Origin of the sequence: Clostridium beijerinckii (genome assembly GCF_018223745.1) — a bacterium.
In the GTDB taxonomy this organism is placed as follows: domain Bacteria; phylum Bacillota; class Clostridia; order Clostridiales; family Clostridiaceae; genus Clostridium; species Clostridium beijerinckii.
Window position 1 is genome coordinate 831,993 of the sequence record NZ_CP073653.1, and the last position, 20,670, is coordinate 852,662.

At 30.1% G+C, this 20,670-nt stretch carries 16 protein-coding genes; 12 read left to right on the forward strand and 4 right to left on the reverse strand.

The window, feature by feature from the left end:
- Positions 1-77 precede the first annotated feature (77 nt).
- Positions 78-950, reverse strand: coding sequence for a LysR family transcriptional regulator (locus KEC93_RS04000; RefSeq protein ID WP_077869551.1), 873 nt, complete (start codon positions 948-950; stop codon positions 78-80).
- 184 nt (positions 951-1,134) lie between these two features.
- On the opposite strand from KEC93_RS04000, the gene KEC93_RS04005 reads away from it, so the two are divergent.
- From KEC93_RS04005 to KEC93_RS04020, 4 genes are all read left to right on the forward strand, one after another.
- Positions 1,135-2,586, forward strand: a complete 1,452-nt coding sequence (locus KEC93_RS04005) for an MFS transporter (RefSeq protein WP_077869550.1) — start codon at positions 1,135-1,137, stop codon at positions 2,584-2,586.
- A 153-nt stretch (positions 2,587-2,739) separates the two neighbouring features.
- Positions 2,740-3,324, forward strand: coding sequence for a nitroreductase family protein (locus KEC93_RS04010; protein WP_077869549.1), 585 nt, complete (start codon positions 2,740-2,742; stop codon positions 3,322-3,324).
- A 265-nt stretch (positions 3,325-3,589) separates the two neighbouring features.
- A complete protein-coding gene (locus KEC93_RS04015; RefSeq protein WP_077869548.1) occupies positions 3,590-4,366 on the forward strand; it encodes a class I SAM-dependent methyltransferase in 777 nt (258 codons plus the stop codon).
- Positions 4,367-4,671: 305 nt separating this feature from the next.
- Positions 4,672-6,153: an aldehyde dehydrogenase family protein gene (locus KEC93_RS04020; protein WP_039772599.1), complete on the forward strand. Its 1,482-nt coding sequence runs from the start codon at positions 4,672-4,674 to the stop codon at positions 6,151-6,153.
- 187 nt (positions 6,154-6,340) lie between these two features.
- Here KEC93_RS04020 and KEC93_RS04025 read toward each other — a convergent pair whose 3' ends face one another.
- Positions 6,341-7,783: a DUF4317 domain-containing protein gene (locus KEC93_RS04025; protein ID WP_023976563.1), complete on the reverse strand. Its 1,443-nt coding sequence runs from the start codon at positions 7,781-7,783 to the stop codon at positions 6,341-6,343.
- A 452-nt stretch (positions 7,784-8,235) separates the two neighbouring features.
- Between KEC93_RS04025 and KEC93_RS04030 the strand changes: the two genes are divergently transcribed.
- The 5 genes from KEC93_RS04030 (at position 8,236) to KEC93_RS04050 (ending at position 14,440) form a co-directional block, all read left to right on the forward strand.
- Positions 8,236-9,261, forward strand: coding sequence for a LacI family DNA-binding transcriptional regulator (locus KEC93_RS04030; RefSeq protein WP_011968076.1), 1,026 nt, complete (start codon positions 8,236-8,238; stop codon positions 9,259-9,261).
- 376 nt (positions 9,262-9,637) lie between these two features.
- Entirely contained in the window at positions 9,638-10,888 is a 1,251-nt protein-coding gene (locus KEC93_RS04035) for an ABC transporter substrate-binding protein (protein WP_077869547.1), read from the forward strand.
- 173 nt (positions 10,889-11,061) lie between these two features.
- Entirely contained in the window at positions 11,062-11,925 is an 864-nt protein-coding gene (locus KEC93_RS04040) for a carbohydrate ABC transporter permease (RefSeq protein WP_011968078.1), read from the forward strand.
- Positions 11,922-12,746 carry a carbohydrate ABC transporter permease gene (locus KEC93_RS04045; RefSeq protein ID WP_011968079.1) on the forward strand — a complete coding sequence of 275 codons (825 nt, stop codon included), beginning with the start codon at positions 11,922-11,924 and terminating at the stop codon, positions 12,744-12,746. Before KEC93_RS04040 ends, KEC93_RS04045 begins: the two co-directional genes overlap by 4 nt.
- A gap of 53 nt (positions 12,747-12,799) precedes the next feature.
- Positions 12,800-14,440 carry a glycoside hydrolase family 13 protein gene (locus KEC93_RS04050; protein WP_077869546.1) on the forward strand — a complete coding sequence of 547 codons (1,641 nt, stop codon included), beginning with the start codon at positions 12,800-12,802 and terminating at the stop codon, positions 14,438-14,440.
- Positions 14,441-14,680: 240 nt separating this feature from the next.
- Here KEC93_RS04050 and KEC93_RS04055 read toward each other — a convergent pair whose 3' ends face one another.
- Complete coding sequence (locus tag KEC93_RS04055) at positions 14,681-15,472, reverse strand: helix-turn-helix transcriptional regulator (RefSeq protein ID WP_241394813.1); 792 nt, start codon at positions 15,470-15,472, stop codon at positions 14,681-14,683.
- A gap of 248 nt (positions 15,473-15,720) precedes the next feature.
- Here KEC93_RS04055 and KEC93_RS04060 point away from each other — a divergent pair, with 248 nt between their 5' ends.
- From KEC93_RS04060 to KEC93_RS04070, 3 genes are all read left to right on the forward strand, one after another.
- On the forward strand, positions 15,721-16,281 hold the full coding sequence (locus KEC93_RS04060; RefSeq protein WP_077869553.1) for a flavodoxin family protein: 561 nt from the start codon (positions 15,721-15,723) through the stop codon (positions 16,279-16,281).
- A gap of 450 nt (positions 16,282-16,731) precedes the next feature.
- Positions 16,732-18,072 carry a hypothetical protein gene (locus KEC93_RS04065; RefSeq protein WP_077869545.1) on the forward strand — a complete coding sequence of 447 codons (1,341 nt, stop codon included), beginning with the start codon at positions 16,732-16,734 and terminating at the stop codon, positions 18,070-18,072.
- Between the two features lie 99 nt (positions 18,073-18,171).
- Positions 18,172-19,206, forward strand: coding sequence for a U32 family peptidase (locus tag KEC93_RS04070; protein ID WP_077869544.1), 1,035 nt, complete (start codon positions 18,172-18,174; stop codon positions 19,204-19,206).
- Between the two features lie 239 nt (positions 19,207-19,445).
- On the opposite strand, the gene KEC93_RS04075 is transcribed toward KEC93_RS04070, so the two are convergent.
- On the reverse strand, positions 19,446-20,663 hold the full coding sequence (locus tag KEC93_RS04075; RefSeq protein ID WP_077856507.1) for an MFS transporter: 1,218 nt from the start codon (positions 20,661-20,663) through the stop codon (positions 19,446-19,448).
- Positions 20,664-20,670: the final 7 nt, after the last annotated feature.

A 20,670-nucleotide genomic window follows, 5' to 3' on the forward strand; every position in this document is an offset into this window, starting at 1 on the left:
TGATTTACGTGCAAGGGTGAGATTCATAACTATTCCCCACGAAATTCTGATTTTTCATGGGGGATTTAGCTAATATTTTAAGTTCTTTTATAGGGTGTATTTAACTCAATCATTTCGATAAATTTTGAAAGGGAACTAGTCATTAAAGAATCTTTCCGCCTTATAAAAAATGTTTTTGTAGTATTGTATTTATCAGGTACTGAGAATGATTTTAGAAGTCCTTTCTTTTTATAATCTTCAATAGTAGACTTGGGTACAAAGGATGCACCAAGATCAGCAATAACGCCTTCAATAATAGAAGTTAAATTATTAAATTCCATATATCGAATATTATGAATGCTTTTGGATTTGAGCCAGTTTTCAAGCTGTGTTCTATTAGGACATCCTGCTGTACTCATCAAAAATGGTTTTGAATATAAATCTTCTATATTATCATATTTAGGACTTGATATTAGAACTAAGGTTTCTTCGACTACAAGTTCACTTACGATATTCTCATCACTAAAGGACTGAGCTTTGACAAAAGCTCCATCTAACTGGAAGTGTTTTATTTTATAAATAAGTTCATCTGATTGACTTGTTATAAGAGACAGATCAACTTTAGGGTAAGCTTTATGATACTGAGATAAGATTTCAGGAAGACGTATTGCAGATACTGTGTGAACAGCACCAATTGATAAACTTCCTGAAGGATCGCAACAATCATTTAAGGCTTTATCAGCTTCATCCAATAAATAAATGATTTTTTCGGCATAAGCTAGTAATTTCTCACCTGTAGGAGTTAAAATCATACCTCGCTGTCTATAAAAAAGTTGTGTATTTAAATCAGACTCTAATTGTTGAATTCTAGCTGTAACATTAGATTGAACATATCCCAGAGCCTGCGCAGCCTTTGTTATGCTGCCTGCTTGAGCAACAGCTCTGAAAATTCTTAATTCACTACTTTCCATTTTATCACCCCAATATATAAATCACTAAAAGTGAATCTTGATATCTTATATAATCATTTTACATGATATATAATCTCTTGTAAACTATGTATAGAAAACAAAATTAAATGGCTTCGATGGGATGAATCATATAAGCGTTTATCTACACTCGAAAATTTATTCCATTTATAAATAAGGAGATTATATGACAAATTCTAAATCACACAAATGGAGCATTCTACTTGTTGTTACATTAGTTTCATTTATTACAAATTTAGATTCAACTATAGTAATAATAGGATTACCTAAGATGATGGAGGGATTAAATATCTCTGTAACATCTGGATTATGGATAATTACAGGTTATATTATAGCAAGTACAGTTTTAATATTACCTGCTGGAAAATGGGCAGATACAGTTGGAACAAAGCGTATTTTCATGTTAGGACTTATAATTTTTGCAGTTGGTACAATACTTTGTGGAATTGCAGACTCAGGATTTACTTTAAATTTATATAGGTTAATTCAAGGAGGTGGAGCAGCATTGGCTATGGCAACTGCAACTCCAACTATAATTAAGACTTTTCATAGTAATGAGCTTGGGCTAGCCTTGAGCATTAATGCTACTTCATGGGTTATTGGAGCAATAATTGGACCAGTAGCTGGTGGTGCTTTAATTAGCAGCTTTGGTTGGAGATCAATATTCTTTATTACAGTGCCTTTTGTACTTCTTTGCATAATTGGAGCATTTTTAGTAATGGAAGAGACTAAACCTAATATTAATCAAAAAAATGACTGGATTGGGATATTAACATTTAGCTTAGGTTTAATATTAACGATGATAGTACTTTCAGAAGGACAATCATTAGGATGGGTATCATATGAAACTTTAGGGCTATGTATAGTTACAATTTTATTATGGGTTGCATTTATAATCACAGAATTACGCGTAGAAAATCCATTATTTAATTTCAAGCTGCTCTTGTACAGAAATTATTCAATTGGACTTATAATTACATTATTTTATTGTATTGCATATTTTTCATTACCTTTATTGTTGAGTATATATTTGCAAAGTGCATTACATTTAAGTCCAACTATGTCAGGGCTATTAATGATTTCACTATCTGTACCACAGCTTATATTAGGTCCATTTGCAGGTAAACTTGTAGATAATATCGGATCATTAAAGACTCTTACATTTGGAATTGTATTTCTTATTATAGGGATATTCTTTCTTGGAAATCTTGGGGGAGAGCTATCAGTTAAAGCTATAGTTACACCACTAATATTATTATCAATAGCAAATGGCTTAGCTTGGCCGTCGTTAGCGAAAACTGTATTGTCAGCAGTGCCTAAAGAACAATCTGGTTCAGCATCAGGGATGCATTATACTATAATGAATGTTGGTAAAGCCTTAAGTCAGACATTAGCCATATTAACAATAGAAGTTATTATACCTGCGGATGTAGTCTCTAAGGCAATTATAGGTTTAGGAAGCTTTTCTAATGTAAATATAAGTGGAAATTTAGTTAAGTCTATAGATTCCAGTTTCAGATTTTTTACAATTTTCTTTGTAGTTGCACTAGGGTTAAGTTTATTTCTTTTATATTCTAAAAGAGGAGAGAATATTAAAGAAAGAGTTGATATGGCATAGGTTATGGCGCATTATTTATTAATTTATATCTTTAGATATCATTAAATAGGCAAAGAAAAGTGATTGCAAGGTTTTAATCACTTTTCTAATATCCAAGATTAGCATTTTATTTGAATTAGACTTAGAATATAATTATTAAAAGGGAGGATTAATATGGAAAATGTAATTGAAAATATAAAATCAAGAAGAAGTATAAGAAGATACAAAGAGGAACAAATAAAAGATGAGGAACTATTTACAATCTTAGATTCAGCAAAACATGCACCAAGTGGAGGTAACTCTCAAACATGGCAATTTACTGTAGTTCAAAATAAAGAAATTCTTTTAGAGTTAAATGGATATATTAAAGAAGCTTTTGAAAAGCTTGAAGTTGATGAAAATACCTATAAAAGTAAAAAAGCAGGTAAAGTTGCATCGAAGAAAGATGACTACAATTTTTATTACAATGCTCCAACCTTGATTATAGTATCGAATGAGTCTAACTATAGTAATGCAATGGCAGATAGTGCTTGTGCTATAGAAAATATGCTTTTAGCAGCAAATTACTTGGAACTTGGAGCATGTTGGATAAATCAATTAACATGGTTTGACAATGATGAAAATGTAAGAAAGTTACTTACACGCTTAGGAATTTCAGAAAAACATAAGGTTTGCGGGTCTATTTGTATTGGCTATATAGATGGTATTAAACCAGAGAAAAAAATATTGAAGGAAAATACAGTGACAATTATAAGATAATAGGGAATTATATTTATATTGACTTATAAAATATTATTTTTCTAATAGATATGTATCTGTAAAGAGAGTATTTCTATTTCATCATAAACCCGCAAGAATCTGGGAATTAGGTTCTTGGGGGCATTTTTATTTGTAGATATTTAAAGAATAAATCTATATTTTTAATAGTTGCAATATATAGTATAATAGTTGTTAGAAATCAGGAAAGAAATTAATATTTATATTTAATAATTTCTAATAAATGATAGGTGAGGAACGTAAAGAGATGACAATGGAATTAGAGAAATACTATAATAAATTTTGTGAAGATAAAAGATTAACTAGAAAATATGCACAAGTTGAGTTTTTAACTTCTATGAAATATATTCATGAGTATCTAGAAAAGAATAATGGTTCCAAAATTTTAGATGTTGGTGCTGGAACAGGAAGATACTCTGTGGAGCTAGCAAATGATGGGTATGATGTTACAGCAATTGAGCTTGTAAAGCATAATCTAGGTATTTTGAAATCAAAAGGAAGTTCAGTAAAAGCATATCAAGGGACAGCATTAGATTTATCAAGATTTGAAGAAAATACATTTGATATGACATTGGTATTTGGACCGATGTATCACTTATACAATTTTCAGGATAAAGCAAAAGCCTTACAAGAGGCGAAGAGAGTAACAAAAATTGGAGGAGTTATCTTAGTAGCTTATTGCATGAATGAATATAGCGTAATAACATATGGTTTTAAGGAAAATAATATTCGTTCATCTATTGAAAATGGAAAGCTTACTGATGATTTTCATGTTATATCTGAGCCAAAAGATTTATATGATTATGTAAGGATTGAAGATATCAATAAGTTAAATGAAGAAGTAAGACTAAAAAGGATAAAATTAATTTCAGCAGATGGGCCAGCGAATTACATGAGATCTGTTTTAAATGCTATGGATGAAGAGACATTTAAGCTTTTTATTAACTATCATATTTCTACATGTGAAAGACCAGAGTTGCTTGGAGCAAGTGCACATACATTAGACATTTTAATAAAGGAGTAGGAAAAGAGAGTAAGAGAGCTAAATTTTAATTATTAATAAGAAATAAATATAGCACCTTTTTCAAATATGAAAGGTATAATATAAAATAAATTCTTAACAAAGTGTTTGTTTTATATTATACTTTTTTGTCTTTAAATAAAAAAAATTTATAATATTATACAGGAACACCATGTAATTTCAATATTTAGCAATAATTATATGGATAATTATTATTGTTAAATAATTATTTTATATTGAATGCAATTAATTTAGTGCTATAATAAAATTATAAAAGATCGATTATATGAGGAAAAAAGGTGTTTATTATGAATGTTAAATTAGAAAATAGATATAGATTATTTATTAATGGAGAATGGAGAGATGCTTCAGATGGAGCTACAATAAAGACTTATAATCCAGCTAATGGGGAATTTTTAGCTGAGATTGCAGATGCTACAGAAAAAGATGTAGATGATGCTGTTAATTCTGCAAGACAAGCCTTTGCTACATGGGGCAAAACTACTGTTGTAGAAAGAGCAAATATATTAAATAAAATTGCTGATATTATTGAAGAAAACGCAGAATACTTAGCTACAGTAGAAACTTTAGATAATGGAAAACCAATTAGAGAGACAACAGGAGCAGATATTCCATTAGCAGCAGATCACTTTAGATATTTTGCAGGTGTTATTCGTGCTGATGAGGGTTCTGCAACAATGATAGATGAAAATACTTTAAATTTAATATTAAGTGAGCCAATTGGTGTTGTAGGGCAAATAGTTCCTTGGAATTTTCCATTCTTAATGGCGGCTTGGAAGTTAGCTCCAGTGTTAGCAGCTGGGGATGTTTCAGTATTTAAACCATCAAGTACTACTTCATTGAGCGTATTAGAGCTTATGAAACTAATACAAAATATTGTTCCTAGTGGTGTAATTAATGTTATTACAGGAAAAGGATCAAAGAGCGGTGAATATCTGCAAAATCATGAAGGACTTGATAAATTAGCATTTACAGGATCTACAGAAGTTGGAAGACAAATTGGACTTGCTGCGGCTAAACGTATTATTCCTGCAACTTTAGAGCTTGGAGGAAAGTCAGCTAATATTTTCTTTAGTGATGCAAATATGAACATTGCATTAGAAGGTATTCAATTGGGAATTTTATTTAACCAAGGACAAGTTTGTTCTGCAGGTTCTAGAATATTTGTACAAGAAGATTTTTATGATGAATTTATGGAAAAAGCAATTGCTGCTTTTGAAAAAGTTAAAGTTGGAAACCCATTAGATCCTAATACTCAAATGGGAGCGCAAGTTAGTGAATCTCAACTTAAAAAAATTCTTAAATATATAGAAATAGGTAAAAAAGAAGGAGCAAAAGTAGCGACAGGAGGGGAAAGATTCATTGAGGGTGATGCTAAGAATGGATACTTTATGAAACCTACTTTACTTACAGATGTTACTAATGATATGAGAATAGCTAGAGAAGAAATATTTGGGCCAGTTGGAGTTGTAATTAAATTTAAGACAGAAGAAGAAGTCATTGCTATGGCAAATGATAGTGAATATGGCTTAGGTGGTGGAGTATTTACTACTAACTTAAATCGTGCTATAAGAGTTGCTAAAGGAATAAGGACTGGACGTATATGGGTTAACACTTATAATACTTTCCCAGCAGGTGCAACATTTGGTGGATACAAAGAATCTGGTATAGGCAGGGAAACTCACAAAGTTATATTAGAAGCGTATACTCAAAAGAAAAATATCATAGTTAATTTATCAGAAACTCCTGGTGGAATGTATATAAAGTAATGAATATTGAATCATATTATATGTATTAGAATCAAGCCTCTATATTTTAGGTTTAATCAGGTATATAACTTCCCGAATTTTAAATATAAACTCATTACTGAATTATATATAGATTATAATAGCCATAAAGACCCTTAATCAGGATCTTTATGGCTATTTAAATGAGAAAAGTATTATTTGCAGTAAGTTAAAGCAAAGCATTAACGCCATTTACTTTAGCTTGTTCATCATCATCTATAGGAATTATAATACATTTCTTTCCGTCTATTATTTGTGATTTTATTTGAGATACTTTTTGAGGTTTTACATTAAGTACAATATCATAATTTGGAGCATCGCTAATCTCAGTTTCTATTTCAGTGTTTTCAGTATTATTTGCATCAGATGCTGTTTCTGAATCAAGATTTTCATCTAAATTAGAGTCAGAAGCCACTTCTAAGATGGTATCAGATTCTGTCTTTAAAGCAGAATTAGGCTCTGACTCTAAGATCTTATTCAAAGCTGATTCAGTTTCTGATTCTAAAGCAGCTTCTTTTTCTGAATCTGATAAAGCATCCAGTTTTGTCTTTTCAAGTCTTTCTTCTAGTATGCGTACTTTCTTCTCAAGTTTTTCTTCCTTTTTCCTTTGTTCATTTGCTGCAAGTGCTTTTTTATCAATTAAATTTTCTGCTACAGGCGGAGTATCTCCAAATGCTTCTGTATATGATTTTTCAATCTTTGCAGTGATCTCTTCAGGAACTCCACTTTCGATTAAAATATCTTGAATATTATCATTACTCAAAACTATAGGTTCAGCATTTTTGCCGTTAACAGTAGTATGATCATCTACTATAGTATTGAGGGTTTCTTGAATTTCCATAAATAAATGCTCTGATTTTTCATCATCACTTCCAACAGCTTTACGAATTATATTTTGGAATGTTTCTTTTTGCTCAGTAGCTGTTTGTTTTGAACTACAACCTAAAGCTTCCTCCATAAATTCAGGATGAGGATCTTTTGCATCTTTTGTGTAATACATAATAGAATGAATATCAGTACTACGATCTATAAATGCTGGAAATACAAATCCAAGGTCTGGTGGACCAACTACCCAATCTCTAATACGAGCTCCAATTCGATTTTCATCTTCAAGATATCCAAGAGCTGGTTTTGAAAGTGATACTGGACAGATTGCACATAATATATATTCATATACCTCTTCAGATTCATCTAATTTTGAGTTATCCGTAGTTTTTGTCATAACATCATAGGCATCGTGAAAAACGAGTATTAGAAAGTTACCAGTATATTCATAACTATTTATAATCATTTTATAAAAGCTATCGAGCATAGAATCATCTTTTAATTTACTTTTTTTTAGCTCCATTAAGGAAAGCTGTCTGCCGCCTATGCCTTCTTCATCAAGAGGAAAGTTAAGTTCAAGAATGTTATTTCCAACTGTTCCAGATAGTGTTTTCTTGGCAATTTCTAAATATTTAAAGAATTCCTCCTCTCTTAGATTTAAAAAAGTTTCTTTAAATTTTAATACAATATCTTTTTGACCATCTACATAACAACCACACATTTTAGTAAACGTACAGTCATCTTTTTTTAAACGTCTTTTTAATTCTAATATATCTTTTTTGTTCATAAATCTCCCTCTCATTTCGCCGAGTTTTTATTAGATACATGAAATAACATGTCCAAATTTGCTATGAATATTTTATGCTTGGACTCTAAAACATTTCCTTTAGAAACTCGTAATTTCTTATAAATGTTGCATTTTAAGAGTCTAGACTCTATATATAAAATAGACTGGCTATTGACTGCTATTTTGAATACGCTTTAGCACATGCCCAAAATACTTCACATAATATAGTATAGTGTTGAATTGATAGCTCTGCAAGATATTAAGTGAAGTTTAAAGCCATATTTTGTAAGAAGATTTAAGCGTTCATTGTTTAGTAAACGTATAATATAAAAACAGCTAATTTTATATAGAAATTAAAAATATAAAAAATATTATACGAAGATATAGACAATTAAATCCAATTATGATAAGATTTAATTACTTAAACGTTTACTGAAAAAGAGGAATATGTTATGAATAGTAATATTAAAAGACCCACAATTAAAGATGTCGCTAAGAAATCCAATGTTTCTGTTGCCACAGTTTCTAGGATAATAAATAATCTAGATGGTTATTCAGAAGAGACTAGAAAAAAAGTAATTGAAGCTATGGATGAACTTGGTTATCAAAGAAATGCAATTGCGAGAAATCTCAAGGTTAAAGAAACACGAACTATTGGAGTGTTACGTCCTAAGATAAGCACTACATATTATGTAGAAATTTTAAATGGAATAGAAGATTTTGCGCAGCGCAATAATTACAGCGTTATAATCTGTAATGGTGGAGATAAGTGGGAGCGAATGTCAGAATATCTTCAGGTATTATCTGAAAGACAGGTAGATGGATTAATTGTTTGCAGCATACCTCCAGATGATACTTTATGCAAAAGAATAATAGACTCACATATTCCAACAGTTCTTGTTTCGGGATTATCGTACAAGTATTCATTGCCTTATGTTAAGGTTGATGATTATCAGGCTGCTTATTCAGCAACATCATATTTAATTGAAAATGGCCATAAAGAGATAGCAATTATATCTGGACCGACTGAAGACCCTATAGCAGGAGTGCCACGTTTAAATGGATTTTTGCAAGCATTAAGAGATAATAACATATCCATAAAGAAAAATCTTATTAAAGAAAAAGGGTTTGGATTTATAGATGGGGTTGAAGGAATGAATGAACTTCTAGAGACAGGTGAGAAATTTACAGCTGTTTTTGCGGCATCTGATGATTGTGCTGTTGGAGCATTATCAGTAGCACATAAGAATGGTTTAAAAGTACCAGATGATCTATCTATAGTAGGTTATGATAACACAAATATAGCTGAGATGTCATATCCACCTTTAACAACAGTAGCACAACCTTTATATGATATGGGGAAAAAGTCTGTTGAAATGTTAATAAAAAGAATATCCTACAACGAAAAAGTTGAAAGCATAATAATGCCATTTGAAATTATAGAAAGAGAGACAGTTAAAAAGATTAAAGATATATAGACTGCACTAATAAATCTACATTTAAAGCTATAAGATATTAAATACTCAGTTATGATTTAAATGTAGAAAATTAATAGTAATATATAAATTATTATAGGAATATAAGATTTCAATGATTATTTATAGAATAGTATGAAGCTATATTACAAGTTTCTATATACAATTCTAAGTTTAAAACTTTGTAATATAATTTCATATAAGATTTGAGAAAGATATTACGTAAATTTTTATAGTTTACGTAAACGATTAAGTATTAAGGAATAGAAAAAGATATTAAAATGTACTTTTTAAGGCTGATGTGCCTAAAATAGTATAGTTAATATAATATTAAATCTACGTAATCGTATACTGAAATTACAAAGTAGGGGGAAGAGAAATGAATAAAAAATTAAAATTACTAATGTCAATTACTATTAGTGCAGTAATTGGAACTTCATTATTAGCAGGATGTGGTTCTAAGGGAGGTAGCACAGAAAATGGAAAAGTAAAATTAGAGTTATTTTCAACTAAGGCAGAAAATAAAACAATATTACAATCATTAGCAAATGAATTTCAAGAAAAGAATCCTGATATTGAAATTTCAATTAATTCACCTGCAAATGCTGGTACTGTTTTAAAAACAAGACTTGCTAAAAATGATATGCCTGATCTAGTAGCTTTAGGTGCTGATGTAAACTATGGTGCACTAGTAGATGCAAATGCTCTCGTTGATCTTACTAATGATGGCATTATTGAAAACATACAAAAACCATATTTAGATATGCTTCATGGCATAGCAAGTAATGATAACGGAAAGATATATGGAGTTCCATATGCTACTAATGCCGATGGCGTTTTATACAATAAAGATATATTTTCAAAGCTAGGATTGCAAATTCCTAAAACTTGGGATGAATTTATGGCTGTATCGAAAAAAATTAAAGATGCAGGTCAATTACCACTTTATTTGACACTTAAAGATGCATGGACTGGAATGTGTTTCTGGAATGTTATAGCTAGTGACTTGGAGCCTAGTAATTTCTTAGCTGATAAAAAAGCAGGAAAAACAACTTTTGAAGCTACACATAGAGAAATAGTGGACAAGATGGAGACTATAGGAACTCTTGGGCAAGAAGATATTTTAGGAGTATCATACAATGATGGTAATGCAGCCTTTGCACAAGGTAAATCAGCAATGTATTTACAAGGTAACTGGGCTATTAGTGAAATAAAAAAAGCAAATCCTAATATAAATATAGGCATGTTCCCATTACCTGCAAGTAATGATCCATCTAAAAATAATATAGTATCTGGTATAGATGTGTTATTTGGAATAACAAGTAAGTCAAAACACTCTGATGAAGCAAAAAAATTCATAGAATTTATGACTCAAAAGGAGAATGCTCAAAAATATATAAAAGATCAATTCGCATTTTCTGCAGTTAAAGATGTGACACAAGATGATCAAAGTGTAACAGATGTACAAGAAAGCTTTAAAAATGGAAAAATTGGTGTTTTCCCTGATCACTACTATCCAAGCTCATTTGATGCAGCAAGTTTAGTTCAAGGGTTCTATAGTAAAAAAGATAAGGCAGAATTCTTAAAACAACTTGATACTGAATACGATAAAGCCAGTAGCAAACAATAAATAAGAGAAAATAAAAGTCATAAGGATGTCCTAAAAGATGGCCGTAGCTTGATATTTATTAATAAACATGAAAAATAATATTTTTAGGAAAATAGACTAATTTTAGGACAACCTATGTTATATGTTAATAATATTTATTTGTCAAATGAAAAAATAATAGGGGGCTGAAGGTTTTGAAAAAGAAAAAAGCTTTTTATATTATGACTATACCAGCAGTTTTGTTATTCTTTATATTTCATACATTATCTCTTTTAGAAGGTGTATTTTATAGTTTTACCAATTCAAAAGGATATGGTGATTGGAGTTTTGTTGGATTAAAAAACTATATTGCAGTATTTCAAGATAGTAATGTTATGCATGCGTACATTTTTACTTTCAAATTTGCAATTATAACTACAATTATAGTAAACATATTAAGTCTTTTAATTGCTGTAGGTTTAAACTCAAAAATCAAATTTCAAAATACCTTAAAGTCAATATATTTTATTCCTAATATATTAGGAACTTTAATAGTGGCATTTATATTCAATTTTGTATTTGCTCATGTTATACCAAACATTGGAGAGACTATGAACATTTCTATGCTTAGTAAAAACATATTAGGTGATGAAAAGCTTGCATGGCTTGGAATAGTGTTTGTAGCAGCATGGCAATCAATAGCCTTTAATACAATAATATATTTATCTGGACTTCAGACAATTGATACTGATGTTTACGAAGCCTGTGATATTGATGGTGCTGGTTCATGGCAAAGATTTAAAAGCATAACATTTCCATTAATAGCACCATTTTTCACAATTAACATGGTTTTATGTATGAAAGGATTTTTAATGGTATTTGATCAGGTTGTAGCTATGACAGGAGGAGGACCTGGAACTGTTACTCAATCAATATCTTATGTAATTTATAACGGAGGATTTAACCAAGGAAGTTTTGCATATCAATCTGCAAATGCTGTTATTTACTTCATCGTAATTGTAGCAATATCATTATTTCAGCTTAGAGTCCTTGAAAAGAGGGAGGAAAAAGTACTATGAGGAGAAACAAAACCAATTGGATAGTAACTACGCTTATGATAGCAGGAGCTTTGGTGGCTATAATATTTCCATTGTATCTAACAATATTAATAGCTGTAAAATCTCCACAAGATATGGTACCAAGTGCTTTATCATTTCCAAAGGCATTGCGTTTTGAAAATTTTACTGAAGCCATTGAAATGACAAATTTCTTTGATGCTCTAAAAAACAGTTTAACAATAACAATTTCGGTATTAATTCTTACAATACTCTCAAATTCTTTGGTTTCATATGCCATAGCTAGAAATAGAAAGAAAAAGTTTTTTAATGCATTATACTATTACTTTTTAAGTGCTATGTTTGTACCATTTCCAATAATTATGCTGCCTCTTGTAAAACAAGTAAATATATTAAACATGGATAATATAATTGGAATAATATGTTTATACGTTGTATTTGGACTACCTTTTAATATATTTTTATATTCAGGTTATATTAAATCAATTCCAGTTTCACTTGAAGAAGCAGCAACAATAGATGGTGCTTCTACATTTCAAGTATTTTGGAGAATAATTTTCCCTTTACTAAAACCTATTAATGCTACGGTTGCAATTACTACTTGTTTGTGGACATGGAATGATTTCATGCTGCCACTTATTATCTTAGGTAAGCCAGAGATGGCTACATTGCCTTTAGTTCAATACGTATTCCAGTCTCAATTTACTACAAATTATAATCTGGCTTTTGCGTCATACTTGCTAGCATTATTACCAATGTTTATTGTATACATCTTTGCGCAAAAATGGATAAGAAATGGTATTGTCACTGGAGCTGTTAAATAATAAAAATGCATTTAAACGAAATAAAATAAGTAATATTAAAAGGAGAATAAGTCATGGATAAAAAATGGTGGAAAGAAAGCGTTGTTTATCAGGTATATCCTAGGAGTTTTAATGATTCTAATGGAGATGGAATTGGAGATTTAAGAGGAATAATAGAGAAGTTAGATTACTTGAAAGAATTGGGGATAGATGTAATATGGTTATCTCCAGTATATAAATCACCAAACGATGATAATGGATATGATATAAGTGATTATGAAGATATAATGGATGAATTTGGAACAATGGAAGATATGGATGATCTTATTGAGGAAGGAAATAAAAGAGGAATAAAAATTCTTATGGATTTAGTTGTAAACCATACTTCTGACGAACATAAATGGTTCATCGAAGCTAAGAAATCAAAAGATAATCCTTATAGAGATTATTATATATGGAGAGATCCAGTAAATGGAGAAGAACCAAATGATTTAAGATCAACATTTAGCGGTAGTGCATGGCAATATGATGAAACTACAGGGCAGTATTATTTACATTTATTTAGTAAAAAACAGCCAGATTTGAACTGGGAAAATGAAGAGGTGCGCAATAGAATTTATAAAATGATGAACTTTTGGATTGATAAAGGTATTGGCGGATTTAGAATGGATGTAATTGAACTTATAGGAAAGATTCCAGATAAAAAAGTTACGCATAATGGTCCAAAACTCCATGAATATATTAGAGAAATGAATAAGAAGACATTCGGAGGCAAAGATTTACTAACAGTTGGAGAGACTTGGGGATGTACTACAGAAATAGCTAAGAAATATTCAAATCCAGATGATAGTGAACTTAGCATGATATTTCAATTTGAGCACATTTTATTAGATCAACAACCAGGTAAAGAAAAATGGGATTTAAAGCCGTTAGAATTATTAGATTTAAAGAAGGCATTATCTAGATGGCAAGTAGAGCTAGAAGGCACAGGCTGGAATAGTTTATTCTGGAATAATCATGACGTACCAAGAATAGTTTCAAGGTGGGGGAATGACAAAGAATATAGGGTAGAAAGTGCGAAAATGCTTGCTACATTATTACATGGAATGAAGGGGACTCCATATATATATCAAGGTGAAGAGCTTGGTATGACAAATGTAAGATTTGAATCATTAGAGGATTACAAGGATATAGAAACTTTGAACATGTATAATGAAAGAAAAAAACAAGGTTATACTCATGAGGAGATAATGCTATCTATATACACAAAAGGCAGAGATAATGCCCGTACTCCAATACAATGGGATGATAGTCAAAATGCAGGGTTTACAAGTGGACAGCCTTGGCTAAAAGTAAATCCTAATTATAAGGAAATAAACGTTAAATCACAATTAAAAGACGAAAACTCTATATTTAATTACTATAAGAAATTAATAAAAATAAGAAAAACAAATCCAGTAGTAGTTCATGGAAAATATGAATTGATCTTAGAAGAAAACAAAGAAATTTTTGCATATACAAGAACCTTAGAAAATGAAATGTTACTAGTTATATGCAACTTTACAGGAAATGAGACAGAGTTTGTACTTGAAAGAAAATTTGAATTTAAATCTAAAGAACTTTTAATTTCAAATTATAATGTTAATGAAAATGATCCGATTGATAGCATAGAACTTAAGCCGTATGAATCTAGAATTTATAAGTTTATATTATAGAAATACTTTTATATAGTGGATATAGTACTATTTTTCTTTAGCTTATCTTGAACAATATTATATTCATGTAATAGAAAGCCCATTGATTTCAGTGGGCTTTCATGCTGTTTAAAGGTAAACTTGCACAGAAAATTGAGTTGAGATATCAAGATGAATATGTAAGTGTTTGAAAGAGTATAAGTACAAAATATGCATTTAGTATTCCTTACTAATCTAACTTCAGAGTACACTACGTCTGGTTTAACCCAGTAGAAATTGTTTTATCTTTTTTTCAGTATCTGACCCGGGCAATGCTGTAAGAATTGTCATTTTTAAATTTCTATCTGATAAAACCATATAGCTGGTATACTCAAAGTTCAATTCACCTAAAATCGGATGAGTAATGCTTTTTACTATTTCCTCTTCCATTTCAACATTATGCATTGTCCACCATGAATTGAATTCTTTGCTTTCGCTTTTAAGTTCTTCTACAAGCTCTTTGATATAGGGATCTTCAACAAGTTTGCCATAAGCTATTCTAAATCTGGCAAGCATACTTTGTGCTGTTGATTCCCAATCAATAATTGTTTTTTTATATTCTTCATTAGTAAACATAATTCTTAACATGTTGCGTTTAGAAGTATCAAGTTTATTATAATCATAAAGAAGTTTTTCAGAAGCTCTATTCCATGCAATAACATTGTATCGTTGATCAAGTATAGTTGCTGGAGAAAACTCTATGTTATCTAACACATGCTTAAGCATTGGATTAACAGTATTATCATAGGTAGCTATTTCAGTTGGAGGTGTTAGTCTCGCAAGATTGTAAAGATGCATAGTTTCCTTTTTATCCAGCATCAAAGTTCTGGCTAAACTTTCGATGACTTGTGAAGATATGGTTATGGGACGTCCTTGTTCAAGCCATGTATACCAAGTTAGCCCAACGCCTGAAAGAAAAGAAACTTCTTCTCGTCTAAGCCCAATTGTTCTTCTCCTGGTACCTTCAGGCAAACCAACCTGTGATGGTAAAATCTTTGCTCGTCGTGTTCTCAAAAAATCTCCTAGTTCTTTATATCTCTGTTTTGGATTATCCATAAACCTTTGCCTTCCTTTATCGTGGTAGTGATATTACTAGTATAAAATAATATCTATCATTATGATAAACCAATTGTTAGTATTAATACAAGGCAATGTATTAAGCTGCAGATAAAACACAAAATCCTAAATGGCCGTAATTTTTGTGATGTGAAAAGAAATTAAAATAATTTTGAATCAATGAAAGATTGGAGAGGTTTATGTCTATGAAAAAAATCATAATATTAAATGGAAGTCCGCACAAAACTGGAAATACAATGGCGCTAGTTAATGAGGTATCCAAATCAATGGATAATAAAGAAACTGAAATAAAAACTTATAACCTAAATACAATGAAAATAAGTTGCTGTCAGGGATGTAATGCCTGTAAAAAAACAGGTACATGTGCCATTAAAGATGATATGCAATTAATATATGACGATATTGATGATGCTGATGGTATTATATTTGCTACGCCTATATATATTTATCAGATGTCTGCACAGTTGAAAGCTGTTGTTGATAGACTTGTTGCTTATATGAAAGAAGATTATTCGAGCTATCTTTCTCCAAATAAAAAGGTCTTATTTGTATCTACATTTGGGGGAGGCGATATAGTACAATACACGAGCTATTTTGATTTAACTGGTAAAAGCCTTAAAGTTTTAGGTTTTGGAGAATACAAGACACTGATTACTGGAGGTTTACGTGAAATAAACGAGTTATTAGAACGTTCAGAAGTTCTGTCAGAGGCAAAAGAGATGGGAGAATGGTTATTGAATTGTTAAAATGAATATTAAATGAATTTCATGATGACAAAAGTTAACCGAATCAAGAAAAAATGTTAAGTACTTAGAGATTTATAATCTAAAAAAAATCACTCACTACAATTTTGCGGTGAGTGATTTTTTTACATGAGAAGAACATTGGGAAAAAGTACAAAGTTTTTTAGACAAATATTCGTAAAATTTTAAATCTTTGAGACTATATCTATTCTAGTTTTTTTGTATATAAAATTATTGTATCCGTACTTAATTGTTTGGTTTTATATACGTTCATTTTGATAACCATAATATCTCATGGATATTGCTGCTAGTACAAGTCAAGTATAATTTATAATGTAGAAACTTAATTGCAAAATATATATAGTTAAATTGATGAATTAAGTGGGATCAGATAAAATAAGGTATATGAAGTGTTTTTAAAGATATATATGAAAAAGTTTAGGAGGTATCATTTTGGAAAAAGAAGAAGTTGAATTATTGCCAGCAGGACTAATAACATGTTTATTAGATGACAAAGAAGTATGTATAATAAAAATATCTCCTGAAAAATTAACAGTGCGTGTAGCTGAAGAAATAGAAAAGATAAGCAGTATAAAAGTTGCATTTCATAAGTTCGATGAAAACAGATATGAAGAAATTATAATACAAGATTGTAATATGGTGGAAAAAATAAAAGAAGATTTTAGTTTAATATATATTTTCAGCATTGAATCACAAAAATACTCACATAATGTAAGAAGTGCTTTTAAAAAGTATTCAAATTATATTATGTTAAAAGCTTTTGGTGATGGCAATGAATTTTCAAAGGAAATGGTTAATTATCCGGCAAAGCTAGATGAGGAGTTTTATAAGGATTATTTAGAACAGAAAGAAGAGTGGCTGTTAGGCGTAAATTATGTGGATTGGGATGAAGATATTATTGATTCAGTGGAGATAGCTATTTCTTTAGATAATGATATATTATATAAAAAGTTTATGGATAATGATATCCAAACATTTAAGATGGATTACTTAAATGAAAATTTTATAGGGAGCGATGAGCTATTTAAGAAAGATATTAACAGGATTTATATTGGAAATGAATTTTGTCATAACTTATTTCCAAAAATAAAATTGTTAAAAGGCATGATGCAGAAAGCCAAAGAAGAGAGCATTGAGATAACACTATGTTTTACATATATGAGAGAGTGTTGTATAGAAAAAACAAAAGATATAATAGAGGTAGTATATAATTGGTGTAATGAAAATAATACTAAGATAGAAATTGTTGTAAATGATTTTGGGATGCTAAAATTGCTTAAAGATAAGATAGATATTTTCGAGCTGTCACTAGGCGTTTTATTAAATAAGAGAAAAAAAGATCCAAGATATATTTACAAGAAAGGGTACTTAGAAAATAAAGAACTTATAGCAAGAAACAGTCTTAATAGTTCAATTTTTACAAAGTTTTTGAGAGAATGTAAAATAGAACGATATGAATATGAAAATTGTGGTTATAAAATTTCTATTGCAGATGGGCACCATAGTATGCATATTCCTTTCTATCAAACAAATACATCTCAATATTGTCCACTATATGCAATGTGTACAACTATGGATAGAGGAAATCAGAAACTTGTTACTGACTGCCCAAAGTATTGTAGCGATTATGTATTTTCTTATCCAAAGCACTTAAAAATGGTTGGAAGATATAATTCGCTATTCACTTTTGATGATACTTTGCTTAAAAATCCAAAAGAATTAGAGTATTACATAAATAGCGGAATCGATAGAATTGTTTTAAATTTTCTATAGATATCGAAATATGAGCTTATACTTATGTAGAGTTTAACGGTGATATGTAACTATTTCACATACGCACATATAGGTTTATCTATGAAGGAGGAAAACATAATGAAGATAGTAGCAGGAATGGGATGTATTGATGATTATATAAAATTAGTAAGGGCTGGAGCAGATGAAGTGTTTTGTGGATATGTTCCTTATGAATGGAACAAAAAATATGGAAGTTTATTTCCTTTAAATAGGAGAGAAGTACTTTATTATAACATTCAAATAAGTTCACTTGAGGACATGAAAATACTAAAGAAAATGGTTGATTTTTATAAAGTACCAGTAAATATAACTTTTAATTATTTATACTATCTTGAAGAACAATATGAAATGATAGCTAACATAATAAAAGATTTGATAAATATTGGCTTTAATGATTTTATTGTAGCAGATATTGCGCTTATATTATATTTAAAGGAAAGGAATATAAAGTGCTCAATACATTTAAGTGGAGAATGCGCTGAGCTAAACCGGCTTTCTATGGGGTTTTTCAATAAACTAAATATATCACGATACATATTTCATAGGAAAAATACAATCGAAGATATGAAATCATGTATAAGAAGCAACGAAGTAGAAAATCTTGAATATGAAGCATTTATTTTAAATGAAAGATGCCATTATACTGGTGCTTTTTGCAGCTCCCTACATTGTGATGAAATGATACATTTGTGTAAAGTTCCATATGAACTATTAAGAATAGATAAAAATGAGAGTAGTTTTTGCGAAGTTGATAAGAGAATTGAGTCTTATTACAAGGATATAAATGACAAGGATAAGGAAGAACTCTATATAGAAAATCAATCTGATCCAGAAAATGAATATGGAAGTGAAAGCGAAGAGGGAATGGAAGTTTCATATTTCATTGGAGAAACTGGATGTGGATTATGTTCTCTAAAAAAGTTAAAGAAAGCTGGCATTACTCATTTAAAGGTAGTAGGAAGAGGAAATTCTATTGAGAATATGGAAAAAGATATAAAAAGTCTAAAAAAGGCCATAGCTATATTAGATAATACTGAAATAAGTGAAACTTATGAAGAATATATAAAAAATAAGTTACTTGATGGCAAATGCAGCGGACAATGTTATTATTAAAAAGTAGGACTCACCATATAAAGGTAAGTCCTTTTATAAGTTATCACATAATATTAATATATATATTCGATAAATAATTCTTCCTCATAATTCTAAAAGTATTGCAAGAATTTTATCTGTAATTATGAATTGATAAATATGCATTGTGAATTGCAACATATATATTAATGCAGGATTATTTCTCAGGTGAATAAAAGGAAAATTCTAATCAATAAAATTTAAATATGCAAAATAGAACTTTATGCTTTTTTGCTAATCTTGTGTATAATAAGCGCAAGGATTTGAGTTATTATACCAAAAGTACATACCCCATACCATCCAAAGTGAGAATAGCTATAGGAACCTAAAAACGATCCAAACGCCCCACCAAGAAAAAAGCTAACCATATAAATAGTATTAAGTCTATTACGTGTTTCTTCATTTAAAGAATGTACTCTTGCCTGATTAGATACATTACAAGATTGTACTCCTAAATCTAGAAGAATTACTCCTAAAACTAATCCCCAAATTTTGAATCCGAATAGGAAAAATAATAAATAGGAAGCTATAACCACGACTATACATATGCCTATAGCAAATCTTGAACCTCTTTTATCAGCTACTTTTCCAACCAGTGGAGCAGCAAGAGCACCGCTAACACCTACTAACCCAAGTAAGCCAGCTGCTTCAGCTCCCATATTGTAATGAGAACTTTCAAGTAAAAATATAAGGGATGTCCAAAAGGCACTGAAAGCTGAAAACATTAATGCACCATTAAGAGAGGATTCTCTTAAGATCGGTTCTGTTTTTATTAAGTGTATCATCGATTTTAATAACTCAGAATATTTAATGTCGGAAATAGGGTTGCATAATGGTATTAATTTTCTAAGAATAAGCATGAGAGCAAACATCATAATTGCTGCAATAAGATAAACTATTCTCCAGCCAAGGTAGCTTCCTAATATGCCACTAACTGTACGAGAAAGTAATATTCCAATTAATAAACCGCTCATTATTGTGCCAATAGTTTGTCCTCTTTGTTGCGGATTTGAGAGCTGTGCTGCCAAAGGAATAATAAGTTGAGGGATTATAGAAGTAAACCCAACGGCAAAAGAAGAGATCGTAAGAATATATATATTTGAAGAGAAAAACATACTCATAAGTGAAATTACTGAGAATAAAAGCATTATTACTATTAAGTTTCTCTTTTCTTTTATATCTCCTAAAGGCAATATAAATATCATTCCGATTGCATAACCTATTTGTGTGAGCATAGCTGCAAAACCTATACTTAATTGGTCAACATGAAAAGTTTTTGCTATGTCTCCTAAAAGCGGTTGAATGTAATATAGATTTGCGACTGTAAGTCCACAAGCTATTGACATAACTAAGATTAGTAATTTAGTTAATATAGGTCTAGTATTGGTATTATCTATTGATGAATTTGTTTTTAATACAGCATTAGTTGATTGATACATTTATAAA